Origin of the sequence: Rhodocytophaga rosea, assembly GCF_010119975.1 — a bacterium.
Classification (GTDB): Bacteria; Bacteroidota; Bacteroidia; order Cytophagales; family 172606-1; genus Rhodocytophaga; species Rhodocytophaga rosea.
In genome coordinates, this window is record NZ_CP048222.1 from 3,323,098 (window position 1) to 3,336,008 (window position 12,911).

A 12,911-nucleotide genomic window follows, 5' to 3' on the forward strand; every position below is an offset into this window, starting at 1 on the left:
GGACGGTTTGAGATACTATTGCCAGAATATAATTCTCTGATAAATACTTGAAAAGTCTCTTAATTGCTCATTTTTCTGATTTTCAGAACAGAAGCATCATTGGAGTATATCTAACTTCTCCTCTTGAATAGAAAAATAGTTTGTTTAAAGTATGGAGTATTTCTTGCCAGGAAGCAAAATTTACATGAATTCAATAGTGATTAGGCTTATTATAGGCGGCTGATTTTCAGTCATTTCTTAATTATGTAGTTTATTTAAATCAAAAATTTTTAAGTATACTAAATATATAGGAATTATATTTTTATATTTAAATTTTATTTAGTTTGTGGAAGTAGATACATCTTTAAATTGATGAGGATTTCTATATAGCAAATGTATTTGACCACCTTTTACTATACAGATTTATGTTAACCAAAAAAGCCAAGTATGCGTTGAGAGCCTTATTTGTTTTAGCACAAAATACCAATAAACCTATGATTTCTGCTGAAATTGCTCAAAGGCAACAAATCCCTAAAAAATTTCTCGAAGCTATTCTCATTGATCTAAAAAGGAATGGATTATTAAGCAGTAACCGGGGAAGAGTGGGAGGTTATCTGTTGATGAAAAAGCCGGAAGAAATTACGTTGGGCCGGATCATCCGCATTATAGATGGCCCTTTGGCACAGCTGGCCTGTGCCAGCGTTCATGCCTATACTCCCTGTGTAGAATGTAGTGATCCTGATAAATGTAGTATTCGGCTTACCATGATAAAAGTGCGCAATGCCACAGCTCATATATTAGACAATACAACGCTTGCTGATGCACTTGTCCTGGAAAATGATTTAACCATTGTTTAGCAATAGTCTAAAATAAACGCTAAGCTCAAAGAGGTAAGTGCAAACGAATGTCTAAGTAAGCGGACAATGTAAAATGGAGTATGGATAATTTTTAAAGCATTTATTATCAAATTTTATGCATTTTATAAGTATTTATGAGTCCTCTTTTAGTCATATTCATATATAAACCTATACAAAACTGAAATTAAACCTCTTCTCGAAAAATAAAACAGGTTAAAAGTAGAGAAGTTAGGCAACTATGATCCCTATAAACAAATATAATTGCCATCCAAAAGACCAGATTAACCAAAGTTCAAATTGTTCAGGCAACACCGGAACAGCTATTACAGAATGAAATAGGATAGAAATTAACAGCGTTGCTTTTATATAGTTGAAATTTGCTATAAAAGTGTCTTGAAGAAACCTGTTTACGACTCAGAAGGCATTCTACATGTGGACCTGTAACATAGGCTGTATCTTGGCCCTTAGTAATAAAGGAGTCCTTATAACGAGGGTGCAACCAAGCAGTCAGACTACCAATAATCTCCTTCAACAGTCTGCCATTATGGAGCAAGGCAGGCTTTTAACAAACTTTCACTAACCTCATTTTACTCATAGAATTACATGTATACCGCCCATAAACCCAATTGTGAGGGCTTCCATATTTCTACCTCCTTTATCATCCCAGATTGTATGCTTTACTAATTCTTTTCCTTCCGTAGTATCAGTCATAATAAAGTTAAAGGTGGGTCCAGCATAAATCTCCAGGTGGCGGCTCGGTTTCCAGGAGGGCAAAACCCGTAAAGGAATTTTGGTATATCCTACATCTTTAAAATCTGACAGATGGATCATTACCAGTTCAGTATTTAATCTGAAGGTGTTGCTTCTGAGCCAATGAGCGCCCATACCACCTTCGAGTGCATATTTTGCCTTTTCATTTTTAAAATTATAACCGGCACCTACTATGCCATATAGTACTTTTCCGCCGGATCGGAAGGAAAGAAGTGCCGTCTGGGTTTCATCAATACTTACGCCAATGCTCATTTCCCCATTTTTAATGATGTTAATAGGCCCTATTGGGTAATCACTGCTATCGGCTATATTGATAAACCCTGCGATCTGAACCCCTTTCACAGAGGCAGCCTTATTCATAAATCCGGCTATTTGAACACCCTTTACCTGTTTGGCTATATTAGTAAAGCCAGCCACCTGACCTCCTGTTACATTTCCTGCCTTGTTTATAAATCCTGCTGTCTGGAAGCCATGCGTATCTCCTGCCTTATTTAAAAAACCAGCCACTTGCATTCCCTGTACCTGGTTCCGGGCAAGGTTAGTAAACCCGGCTATTTGCCAGCCTTTGCCACGCCCATAGGTATTCATAAACCCGGAAATGCCCAATCCCTGCATATATTGCCCGATATGATTGGAGAAACCAGCCAGTTGAAAGCCGCTTGCACTGTCTTTCACAATATTTGAAAACCCTGACAGGCTAAAGCCTTTTTCCTGCCGGGAAAGGCCAACTGTGGCATTAAAGGAGAATATATTGCTATACTTTGCTGCCTGCGTACCATGGTTGCTTACCGGATAGCCTAAGCCGAAATGTACTGAATTTGATTTTTCTAGTAGTGAATCAGATTGGGCCAATGATGGAATAGTAAAGTAAATGAGCAGACTGCTTGTTAAGAGTGCAACAAAAATCCAGTTACGGAAAGTAGTGAAGATAGAGTAAAACATATGTTGTTTGTTTAAATTCTGTGGTGAGACACTTTACAAAAGACTTTCCCCTATGTAGGATGAAAAAACATCTTAACATTTTTGCAGGCCTTTTATAAAATCAAGAACATACCGGCCTTAACAAACTGCGGCTCTACCATTTTTTACCATCTTCTTTCCCAGTTTCAAAACAGGTTTCTGTTTGCAGGATAAAAAATGGTTAGATAAGAATTAAAACAAGGTGATACCGGCTTCCCAGCCTATCCATCCTTTCAGATTTGCTTTGTTGATAAGCAAGGGGTAACTACTGGAAGGGACCACCTTTTTATAGCCTGCTTCAGAGACGTTGGCAGGGCCTGGATTTATACTGAAAGCAGGACCCACAAAAATACTCAGCCCTTTTAAAAGCTGCAGATTGAGACTTGTTTTGGCCCGTTGCAAGGACAGCGTATTTTCCCAATCGCCCAGATACAGGGTCTGGGAAGATAATTCGGCAGAAAGTGAAAATCGCTTATTGAAAATAAAATCATGACCCAAACCAAATCCAAACGCATATACCTTGGCTGAACCAGATAGATTGGCGCCAGCTATTAATATGCTGTATAGTTTTGCATTACCTGTTTTAAAAGCGATATTGGTATTCGTTATTTCATTGGAAGAAACAGAAACTTTATGATAGCCACCCCGGATAAAATTAAGTATGCCTATACTTACGCCAGATGAAGTATCAGCTATATTAATTACGCCAATCTGCACCCCCTTCAATTGTCTGGCATAATTAAACAGACCAGCTAGTTGAACGCCATTAGTTTCTCCCTTGCTTATATTACCCGCTCCTGCCAGTTGCATACCTTTTAGGTTATTTGTAGTTGTATTGAAGGCACCAGCCACTTGCACTCCCTTTACTTCTCCCTTATTCAGGTTGCTGAACCCAGCCAGCTGTACACCAAGTATAGAGGATTGAGTGTAATTATATAATCCTGCTGCCTGTACCCCGGCTACCCGGCCTGTTACCATATTAAATACGCCTGCGAACTGTGTGCCCTCTACAACATTGGTAACCTGGTTAAACACACCTGCCGCCTGTAATCCCTGAAGCCTTCCTTCTACTCTGTTGTAAACACCCGTAAGTTGCACGCCACTTACACTATCCAGTACCGTATTGTTAACGCCTGACGCTTGTAGCCCCTGCACCTTACCCCCCACAATATTAAACACCGAAGCGGCCTGAAAATACCTGACACTCTTTTTGTTAATATTAAACACACCGGCCCATTCTACACCATTTACACCTGCGGTATACCCCCCTACCAGGTTGAGGGAAAATTTATTAATTACCTGGCTGCTAAGCATGCCATGCGAACTAAGTCCCGGCGTTAGGGAAGCCTGAAAAGGAGTTCTGGCAAAAAAGTTAGCCAGATTCAGGCTTTGTATCTTTTGTCTGGAAGAAATAAAAAACCGGCCAAAGGCAGTGCGTTCTACCCGGCTGCCATTCTCATCTACTTCATAGCCGTAATTGGTTTCTGCTCCTTGCTGGGAAACAGTTACAGAGGAAAGAATAACTACCGTAATATCTTTATAATATTCCTTAGTAGCCGTTAGCGCAATGGCATTTTCCGGATTTTTGGCCTTGAATGAAAAAAAACCTGCCTGGTCTGTGAGGGTAGACACGAGTAATCTTTTATCATATACACTTGCCTGGCCAATGCCTGCGCCTGTACGTGCATCTATTACATATCCGCTAACAGTATAGGCATTGTCTTTTTCGGTTACGCTTTCTGCCATGAGCGATAAATTGTAAGGTGCCCGACGCAGAATAATATACCTGGGTGCCTCTTTATAATCAAATCCGTTTTGCAACAAGGTATCCAGCACCTCTTTTACATTGAGGCTATCCGCAGTAAAATTAATAAGGCTGTCTTTGGGAATAATATCGCTGCTGTAGGAAAAGTAAAAACCGCCTTTTTTGCTCAGCGTATCCAGGGCAGCCGATAACTGTTGCTGCTCGATACGTATGGATATAATTTTAGATAGGTAGCCCTGTCCTTTGGCTACCTGCATTAATGATAGTATACCACAAATACACAGGCAAAAAAAAATGGGTTTGTACTTCATGCAAAACTTCTTGTTTGAAAAGCAAAAATAAGATTATCTCAGGATAATCTTATTTTCCTTTTTTACTACTTTAATGTCGAAGGTTTGGCTGATAATACTCAGAATATGATCAAGCGATTCGTTCTTAAAAGTAGTATTAAGTTTTAAGTTCCGCAATTCTTCCCTTTCAATCACAATGTTTGCATCATAGGCTTCATTAAGTACGTCTACCATCCGCCAGAGTGGGGTATCATTGGCTATAAATTCCTTGTTACGGTAATAGGTATATAATTTATCCGGGTTGTTCTCCTTCGTAAAATCAGCCACATTCTCTTTGACCAGCACCTTTTCCTGAGGTTTTAACAAGGCAATTCTGTTGTTCCGGCTTACTTCTACCCGGCCGGTTTCCACAATTACTTCTGTAGTTTCTGCGGCTGCTTTGATATTAAAAGAAGTACCCAGCACTTTCACCTGTACATTATTTACCTGTACCACAAAGGGTTTATTTTTATCAGGTATAACATCGAAAAAAGCTTCTCCAGTCTGAAGGTTAAGTTCTCTGGTATTGCCCTGGAATGCCTTTGGATAAGTAAGTGTTGAATGTTTATTTAAGGTAACGACTGATCCATCCGGCAATGTTTCGGTGCGGGTTTCTTCACCAGTCTGGATGCTCATCAGGGCAGATGGGTTTTGTGTGGACTGATAGCCCCAATAGCCAGCCCAGCCCAGGAAAGCAATAACAAAAACGGCTGCCACCCGCATCAGGATAAACCGGGAAATAAGTGGTTTTACCTGTGCTTCTTTAGTAGTATGCTGTGATCTTTTGTTCTTAAACCGCTGCCAGGCCTCCTCCTCATTTGCCTTACTTTGGAAAGCTAACTTTTTACTGGTCTCCCATATGAGCTGGAAATCGGCAAAATGTTTTTCATGGGCTTTATCTGCCTGGATCCATTGCTGTATTACCTTGTTTTCTTCCTGGGTAGTTTCACCCAACATGAATTTTGTCAGCAATTCGTCGTTCATGTCCGGTAAGTATTTCTCTGTTAACATACCAATAATACGAATAATAGTGAAGGCAGAAAGTCTACTAACTTTAAACGCAGGATTTTTAAGGCTTTCCCCATCTGATTTTCTACCGTTTTAATGGAAATCTGTAATTTGTCGGCAATTTCCTGGTATTTGAGTTCTTCAAACCGGCTCAACTGGAAAATGGTACGGCATCCTTCCGGTAGTTCATTAAGGGCTTTATGCAGGCGGTCTTCCAGTTCCTGGTGCTGCACCTGATTAGAAGCGTTATCCGTTTCATGCTTCATCTGATGCGCGGCATGTGTTTTATATTTTAATTTCACTTTCTGGTGCTTTAAATAATTGATACTCTCATTGTACACGGAGCGATACAAGTACGCCTTTAAAGAGGTTTGTATAGACAAGCCTTCTTTCTTTTCCCATATTTTCATAAACACTACCTGCACCATTTCTTCCGCTATTTCGTCCTCCTTCAGGATGGTAAAGGCATAAGCATGTAAGGCTTTGAAGTAGGATTTAAAAACCTTTTCAAAAACGGCTTCATCGCCGCTGATCAGCAGTTCAATCGTGTCGGCGTCGGTTGACCGGGCTGATGTATAAGTTGTATTCATTCAATAATTTTTATAGAAGGAATGGTTGTACTGCTCATCTGAACAGGAGGCAAATTTATTTCTGTAAGCATTACACTCTGTTCGTAAAGGATGTACAAAAAACTGCTTTTATATACAATAAAACTCAATAACAAAATCTGGCTGTATGACACCTATATCCGGTTTTACCCCTATGATGCTGGTAAAAATAAAGAATAACTTATTTCACTCTATCTAACTACATTGATAGTAGAAATTTATCTTTCTTAATCAACATTTTTTGTATATAATGATTTTTTTATAATTTAATTTCAAATTCGCAATCAATATTAAGTATTGTTTCTTCTCAATGCATAAAACGCTATATAAGCGATTATAACTTGAATCACACTTATATTATTTGTCGCAAATACCCTATATTTTGTCGCTTTTACCCCATACAAATAACAAAGACTATTGTACATTTGTATATGATTATTTATTAAATATACCATATTATTTGTATAAAACAGGGGTATAAAATATTTAAACTCTATTAAACTACTTAAAAATAAAAATTATGGCAACTAAAATTTTTGTAAACCTTCCGGTTAAAAACCTAAACAGATCAGTTGAGTTCTTTACCAAACTTGGCTACAGATTTAATCCTCAATTTACCGATGAAAAGGCCACCTGCATGATTGTAGGCGAAGATATTTTCGTGATGCTGCTTGTAGAACCTTATTTTAAAAGTTTTACTAAAAAAGACATCCCTGATACGTCAAAAAGTTCAGAGGTGATCATAGCACTATCATCCGATAGCAAGGAACAGGTAGACGAACTGGTAAACAAAGCAATCGCTGCAGGTGCCACTACACCCAATGCAAAACAGGATCAGGGATTTATGTATAGCTGGGGTTTTCAGGATCTGGATGGGCATCTCTGGGAAACAATGTATATGGACCCAAGTGCTATCCAATAGCTATCGTCTTATCATACAGTAAGGGTTAACAAATGTTTCTTTAATGCATAGGGGTACAAAAGACAGCAAATGCCCTGTAATTAAAATGCTATTTTACCTTCTATCCAAATTAATATGAGGGCAGGTACCTGGATTATACATTTGTGTATCATTGAAAATAACCTTATGATATAAAATAGTTATAACCAGCCGCCTGATATAAGTAATATCCAGTAACGCAGCAAACCACTCTTTAAAAATAGACAACTCATGATAGAAGTTTTTAAGACTAATGTGGAATCTCGGGATCAGGCCAGTATACTCGTTGAGCAGATAAACAGCGCTTTTCCCGGCTATAAAGCAAACTTTGATCTGGAAGATTGTGATAAAATCCTGCGTGTGGTATGTACAAGCGAAAGTATAGAGGCCTCTTTAATAATTAACCTATTGAAGACTTCTGGATGGACCGCACAGGTTTTAGAAGATGATATCCCTTCCTGGCCATTTGTATGGGCGAATGAATTATCCTTTGATCGTTTAAAATAACATTATCCATTCTTCTTTATTGAACATGCATCAGTTCTGATGGCTGATGAAGTGTTTCTTTTTATAAACTACCCCTTACTAACCAGACCATGATAACAAAAGACAGACGACTTACCCTCTCCTATATATTTTCAGTAATTAAACAGTCGCTTAATGGCGAGCAACAGGACTATACCCAGGGAAGTATCCGCAAGGCAATCTTTCTGCTGGCTATTCCCATGATTCTGGAATTAAGTTTAGAAAGTGTATTTGCCGTAGTAGACATGTTTTTTGTAAGTAAACTAGGGCAGAATGCCATTACTACGGTTGGCCTGACAGAATCAGTGATCACTATTGTTTATTCCATTGCCATTGGGTTGAGTACAGCTGCTACGGCCATGGTAGCCCGCAGGATTGGTGAAAAAAATCCGGAAGCGGCCGCGCATGCCGGTGCCCAGTCTATGCTGATTGCGCTACTAGCTACACTACTAGTAAGTATCGCAGGAATGGTGTATGCCGGTGAAATCTTAGCTTTGATGGGGGCGAATGAAGAGGTAGTCAGGGATGGAGCTATTTTTACACGCATCATGCTGGGAGGAAGTGTAGCCATCATGTTACTATTCCTGATCAATGGTATTTTCCGGGGAGCCGGAGATGCAGCCATGGCCATGAAAAGTTTATGGATTGCCAGTATCATCAATATCATATTATGCCCCCTGCTGATTCACTTTTTCGGGTTGAAAGGCGCAGCTATTGCAACGGTTATCGGCAGAAGTACAGGGGTGCTTTACCAGTGCTATCATTTGTTCAAGGGAAGTGGCATTTTAAAATTTTACCGGCATCATTTTAAGTTGAATCCAGGCATTACTAAATCCATTGTAGCGATTGCCTGGCCTGCTACTTTTCAGTTTATTATTGCAAGCGGCAGCTGGATTATTTTAACCAGGCTGGTGGCAGAAACGGGTGGAACAGCTGCCTCTGCCGGTTATCAGATTGCCTTCCGCAACTTTGTTTTCTTCATTTTACCAGCCTGGGGATTAAGTAATGCCGCAGCTACCTTAGTCGGTCAGAATCTGGGAGCCGGTCAGATACAGCGAGCAGAACGAAGTGTATTGCTTACGGCCAGATACAATGCGATTCTGATGAGTTTTGTAATGGTTTTGTTCTTGTTTTTCTCAGCGCCCATTGTAGCCGTTTTTACGCAGGATGTAGAAGTAGCCAGGTATGGCACACAAGCGCTACAGATCATCGGATCAGGGTTTATATTTTATGCTGTTGGTATGGTAATGATACAAGCCTTCAATGGGGCCGGTGATACCAGAACGCCTACAGTAATTAACTTTGTTTGCTTCTGGCTTTTTCAGGTTCCTCTGGCCTATCTGTTAGCCCTAGGTTTAGATATGGACTCAACCGGAGCATTTATTGCTATTCCGGCAGCAGAATCACTAATTGCCTGTGTAGCCTGGTATTATTTCAAAAAAGGCAATTGGAAGCAGGTGAAGGTATAAAACAATAAGATAGAACAGGATTCTATCCTTGTAAAAACTAAAACTTTTGCTAGTATAGAATTCTGTTGTTATACTGAATAATTTGTCAGCATCAAATATGGATTCAGGTTATACAATATGTTAATCAGAGAATATCAAGCTACAGACCGGGAAGGGTGTATTGACATTTTCAAGAGCAATATACCCGTATTTTTTACTCCTCAGGAACTGGCTGAGTTTAAGAGTTGGTTAGATGAACAATTGCAAGAAAAGTCCTCTCCTACAGAAATAAACAGATATTATGTATTGGAAGAAGAAAACAATGTAATCGCCTGTGGCGGATTTCACATCAATACGCTTACCTCTCAGGCCACTATGACCTGGGGAATGGTAGCTAACAGGTGGCACCGGAAAGGTTTTGGTAAGAAACTCCTCGAATACAGAATATATAAAATCAAGGCTTTACATCCGGCTGCAATCATTCTTCTGGATACCACTCAGCATTCCTACAAGTTCTTTGAAACCCTGGGTTTTGCGGTCACAAAAATTACCAATGACTATTATGCACAGGGATTAGACCGCTATGATATGCTGCTTAGTCCTGCCGGTTTGGTGGCTTCAAAAAGATCAATTGCCCCAGGTGATTTGCCAGATGATTAGTTCTGTTAATAATTAGATTTAACTTGTTTCTGTGCGGCTCTCTGGCAAAATCATCTTCCGATACGGCATTGTGTTTCCGGAACCACTCATCAGGTGTTATTCTTGAAAAATGCTCCGTTAAGGCACTATTCACCTTTTTCCAGGAAAGTTTTAGATCGCTAATGGACGGAATGTCTGTTCTGGCTTTATCAGGGCTCGTTACAAATAGTTCATACAGCTCAGGATACAGTGATTCGCCCAGGCCAAGTAATGGCAACATTTTATCATGTATCGCAGTAAGATGGCCTAATAAGTATATGCCTCTGTTTCTGCCAGGTGATGCTTCCCTCATCAATTGTTCATCGGATAAGCTGTTAAATAAATCATCCGTTCTTTTGATATGTATATTCCAGGCATCCAGTACCATTTTTATAAATAGTTCTTGTTGGGTTTTCATCCGGGTTAGAATTTAGGTATGTTGAAAAATAGAAGCGGCAGATGGTGCAGTTACATTAATCTATCATAAATATAGGCTGAAAATATGTCATATGTTCAGGAACTGCTAAGAGAATATCTCAATATACCATTTCATTGATTGAATCCAGGTGATAGCTTAACTGATTACAAGAATCAGAGTTAATTAATTACTGTATTCAGGTTAAGAAATTTACCGTACTGCTCAATACAAGCAGCAAACAGATCATAACTATTTTCCAGCTCCTTGTCAGAAAAATACAACTGGATAGCAACGGTATTCTTTTTTATCGTGCGTTTCCAGAGTCCAACAATTTTACCATTCATTACCAGAACAGGCTTAAATATACCATTGCTCGATATAGCTTCCCTGGCAATAGTTGGGTCCAGACAAAGACTTCTGTCTGTATAACTAATCAGAAACTCATCAAAGGCAGGTAGCAGATAGGCCAGGTTTCCAGCAGGGAATTTTTCAGCCTGCCGGGAAACAAAGTAGTAGGTTTTTTTGTCGAAAATAATGTGGTTTAAAATCGGCTTTACTAGTTCCAGTCCCTGCTTTATTTCGGTGATGGTTAATCCGCTCCACCAGGCAAAATCATGAACAGTAGCCGGGCCATGACTGGTAAAATATCGTTGGACAAGTTTGGCCAATGCCTCCTCCCGGCTGTGCGGTTTTCCCGGAGGAATTCTTTCTTCAAATAAGGCATAGGTAAACTGTTTGCCACGTCTGGCGCCACTGCATACGATCTGATCCAGTTCTGCCCGGAACATGATATGATAGGATCTTAACTCATTGGTTGTGATGTTTTCGCGGCTAAGGGCTGCCATAATCTCTTCCCGCGTCAGTTGCTTTCCTCCTTCCAGCAAGCGGATCAGTATCTCATTGGTCTTACTTTGTAAGGCTCCATCTATCTCCAGTTGCCGGTACATGGTTGCTGCCAGCCGGTTTACATGGGGAGCAGTCAGCTGCATCATCCAGCGGATGTCATCAGCAGCCACCAAATGCCAGGTAGGTCTTAAAATATGTGTCCGGATAATGTCGCCTTCGTCAATGGCTTTTTCAATCAAAGCCTCTGTTGAAGCTGGTAAACGCACACCAATAGCCCATTTAGCCATCGCATAATCCTGTGCCTGCATAGCCCCCATATGGCTGACAACCGCTTTGGGAGTTGTACAGGTGCTATTAACCAGTTGCTGATTAAGAATCCGGCTATTCAAAATATCACCGGGAACAGACAGTTTTTCGTTCATGTGTAAGGCGTTGCTAGGATACAAATTAACGATCCGAAAGTGACAACCCTATGTCAGTAAAAATAGCTTACTATGCTTATCGGATTGAAAATTTATATACAGTAGTAGACCGATAGGTTTCTCCTGGTCTTAAAGTAGTGCTCGGAAAGTCAGGATGATTAGGAGCATCCGGAAAATGCTGGGTTTCGAGGCATACTCCAAAACGGCGTGTGAAAGCAATGCCCTCTTTCCCTTTCACTGCTCCATTCAAATGATTACCAGTATATAGTTGTACCGCTGGTTCAGTGGTATACATTTCCAGGAAACGTCCACTGACTGGCTCATAAAGCGTAGCCCCTGATTTAAGTCTGTTTGAGGTATCGGAGAATACAAAGCAATGATCATAGCCAAAGCCATAGCGGATTTGTGTATCAGTGGTATCGTTGATGCGGGTGCCAATGGTTGTAGATTTAGTGAAATCAAGCGCAGTACCGGCTACTTTTCTGCGTTCTCCGGTAGGAATCTGATTTTGATCGGTCACCAGGAATTGATCGGCCTGTATCATCAGTTCATGCTTGAGTATGTCCTGCTTCATTCCGCTCAAATTGAAGTAGGCATGATTGGTCAGATTTAAAATGGTAGGAGCATCGGTAGTAGCGGTGTAATCAATCCGTAAGGCATTGTCTTTTTGCAGGGTGTAAACTACCTTCACTGACAGTGTTCCCGGATATCCTTCTTCCCCGTCGGGTGAGGTATATTGTAATTCTAATGCGGGTTCGTTGCTGTTTACCGGAGTGGCCGACCAGAGTTTTTTATCAAAACCCTCTTTTCCTCCATGCAGATGATGTCCACTCCTACCTACATGCAGGCTATATTCTTTCCCATCCAGGGAAAACTTCCCATTTGCAATCCGGTTTCCAAAACGGCCGATAATCGGTCCGAAAGCAGGCGTTCCTTTCAAATAATCGGCAAAAGTGGGTACACCAAGGGTGATATTTTCCTGCTTCCCTTTCCGGTCGGGTGCCGTCCAGGAAACGATATAGCCGCCATAATTGCTAATATTGACTTCCATACCGGCCTGGTTACGCAAGGTAAATAAGTGGGCGACACGTCCATCGGGAAAAGTTCCAAACACCGATTTTGTAATTCCTGCTTTTGCCTGTATTTGTGGCACCTTATTCTTTGTAGCTAATGGAATATGATCAGGCGGATAACTAAGAATATTATACAAAAACAGCAGGAGATGGATGAATGTCATTGTAAGCTAAATTAAATAGGTTATGCCATGTATGGATTTCTTCTAACGCAATTAATAGAAGTTTTATATAATTCCTATAAAACTCTGACATATTTGAATTATTTGCAATTTAATTGTACA

Annotated in this window: 12 protein-coding genes; 5 read left to right on the top strand and 7 right to left on the bottom strand. The window is 40.2% G+C overall.

Going from position 1 to position 12,911, the window contains the following annotated elements:
- The first annotated feature begins 404 nt into the window (after nt 1-404).
- Complete coding sequence (locus GXP67_RS13900) at nt 405-836, top strand: RrF2 family transcriptional regulator (RefSeq protein ID WP_162443663.1); 432 nt, start codon at nt 405-407, stop codon at nt 834-836.
- Nucleotides 837-1,427: 591 nt separating this feature from the next.
- Here GXP67_RS13900 and GXP67_RS13905 read toward each other — a convergent pair.
- The 4 genes from GXP67_RS13905 to GXP67_RS13920 form a co-directional block, all read right to left on the bottom strand.
- Nucleotides 1,428-2,549, bottom strand: a complete 1,122-nt coding sequence (locus GXP67_RS13905; protein WP_162443664.1) for a hypothetical protein — start codon at nt 2,547-2,549, stop codon at nt 1,428-1,430.
- A gap of 210 nt (nt 2,550-2,759) precedes the next feature.
- Nucleotides 2,760-4,643, bottom strand: a complete 1,884-nt coding sequence (locus GXP67_RS13910) for a peptidase associated/transthyretin-like domain-containing protein (RefSeq protein WP_162443665.1) — start codon at nt 4,641-4,643, stop codon at nt 2,760-2,762.
- 33 nt (nt 4,644-4,676) lie between these two features.
- Nucleotides 4,677-5,645 (bottom strand): FecR family protein, encoded by a 969-nt coding sequence (locus GXP67_RS13915; protein WP_162443666.1) that lies wholly within the window; start codon nt 5,643-5,645, stop codon nt 4,677-4,679.
- 20 nt (nt 5,646-5,665) lie between these two features.
- Complete coding sequence (locus GXP67_RS13920) at nt 5,666-6,259, bottom strand: RNA polymerase sigma-70 factor (protein WP_162443667.1); 594 nt, start codon at nt 6,257-6,259, stop codon at nt 5,666-5,668.
- Between the two features lie 538 nt (nt 6,260-6,797).
- On the opposite strand from GXP67_RS13920, the gene GXP67_RS13925 reads away from it, so the two are divergent.
- The 4 genes from GXP67_RS13925 (at nt 6,798) to GXP67_RS13940 (ending at nt 9,850) form a co-directional block, all read left to right on the top strand.
- Complete coding sequence (locus tag GXP67_RS13925; RefSeq protein WP_162443668.1) at nt 6,798-7,199, top strand: VOC family protein; 402 nt, start codon at nt 6,798-6,800, stop codon at nt 7,197-7,199.
- Between the two features lie 249 nt (nt 7,200-7,448).
- Nucleotides 7,449-7,724, top strand: a complete 276-nt coding sequence (locus GXP67_RS13930) for a hypothetical protein (RefSeq protein ID WP_162443669.1) — start codon at nt 7,449-7,451, stop codon at nt 7,722-7,724.
- Nucleotides 7,725-7,813: 89 nt separating this feature from the next.
- Nucleotides 7,814-9,211, top strand: coding sequence for an MATE family efflux transporter (locus GXP67_RS13935; protein WP_162443670.1), 1,398 nt, complete (start codon nt 7,814-7,816; stop codon nt 9,209-9,211).
- A 117-nt stretch (nt 9,212-9,328) separates the two neighbouring features.
- Complete coding sequence (locus GXP67_RS13940; protein ID WP_162443671.1) at nt 9,329-9,850, top strand: GNAT family N-acetyltransferase; 522 nt, start codon at nt 9,329-9,331, stop codon at nt 9,848-9,850.
- On the opposite strand, the gene GXP67_RS13945 is transcribed toward GXP67_RS13940, so the two are convergent.
- The 3 genes from GXP67_RS13945 to GXP67_RS13955 all read right to left on the bottom strand — a co-directional run bounded on the left by GXP67_RS13945 (nt 9,786) and on the right by GXP67_RS13955 (nt 12,791).
- Complete coding sequence (locus GXP67_RS13945; RefSeq protein WP_162443672.1) at nt 9,786-10,286, bottom strand: DinB family protein; 501 nt, start codon at nt 10,284-10,286, stop codon at nt 9,786-9,788. The two genes, GXP67_RS13940 and GXP67_RS13945, sit on opposite strands and share 65 nt — an antisense overlap.
- A gap of 179 nt (nt 10,287-10,465) precedes the next feature.
- On the bottom strand, nt 10,466-11,554 hold the full coding sequence (locus GXP67_RS13950) for a winged helix DNA-binding domain-containing protein (protein WP_162443673.1): 1,089 nt from the start codon (nt 11,552-11,554) through the stop codon (nt 10,466-10,468).
- 76 nt (nt 11,555-11,630) lie between these two features.
- Nucleotides 11,631-12,791, bottom strand: a complete 1,161-nt coding sequence (locus GXP67_RS13955; RefSeq protein ID WP_162443674.1) for an aldose epimerase family protein — start codon at nt 12,789-12,791, stop codon at nt 11,631-11,633.
- Between the last annotated feature and the right edge of the window lie 120 nt (nt 12,792-12,911).

Coding starts and splice junctions, on each gene's coding strand:
- GXP67_RS13915 (WP_162443666.1), bottom strand. CDS start 5,645: ATGAACGACGAATTGCTGACAAAATTCATGTTGGGTGAAACTACCCAG.
- GXP67_RS13910 (WP_162443665.1), bottom strand. CDS start 4,643: ATGAAGTACAAACCCATTTTTTTTTGCCTGTGTATTTGTGGTATACTA.
- GXP67_RS13920 (WP_162443667.1), bottom strand. CDS start 6,259: ATGAATACAACTTATACATCAGCCCGGTCAACCGACGCCGACACGATT.
- GXP67_RS13905 (WP_162443664.1), bottom strand. CDS start 2,549: ATGTTTTACTCTATCTTCACTACTTTCCGTAACTGGATTTTTGTTGCA.
- GXP67_RS13935 (WP_162443670.1), top strand. CDS start 7,814: ATGATAACAAAAGACAGACGACTTACCCTCTCCTATATATTTTCAGTA.
- GXP67_RS13900 (WP_162443663.1), top strand. CDS start 405: ATGTTAACCAAAAAAGCCAAGTATGCGTTGAGAGCCTTATTTGTTTTA.
- GXP67_RS13940 (WP_162443671.1), top strand. CDS start 9,329: ATGTTAATCAGAGAATATCAAGCTACAGACCGGGAAGGGTGTATTGAC.
- GXP67_RS13930 (WP_162443669.1), top strand. CDS start 7,449: ATGATAGAAGTTTTTAAGACTAATGTGGAATCTCGGGATCAGGCCAGT.
- GXP67_RS13925 (WP_162443668.1), top strand. CDS start 6,798: ATGGCAACTAAAATTTTTGTAAACCTTCCGGTTAAAAACCTAAACAGA.
- GXP67_RS13945 (WP_162443672.1), bottom strand. CDS start 10,286: ATGAAAACCCAACAAGAACTATTTATAAAAATGGTACTGGATGCCTGG.
- GXP67_RS13955 (WP_162443674.1), bottom strand. CDS start 12,791: ATGACATTCATCCATCTCCTGCTGTTTTTGTATAATATTCTTAGTTAT.
- GXP67_RS13950 (WP_162443673.1), bottom strand. CDS start 11,554: ATGAACGAAAAACTGTCTGTTCCCGGTGATATTTTGAATAGCCGGATT.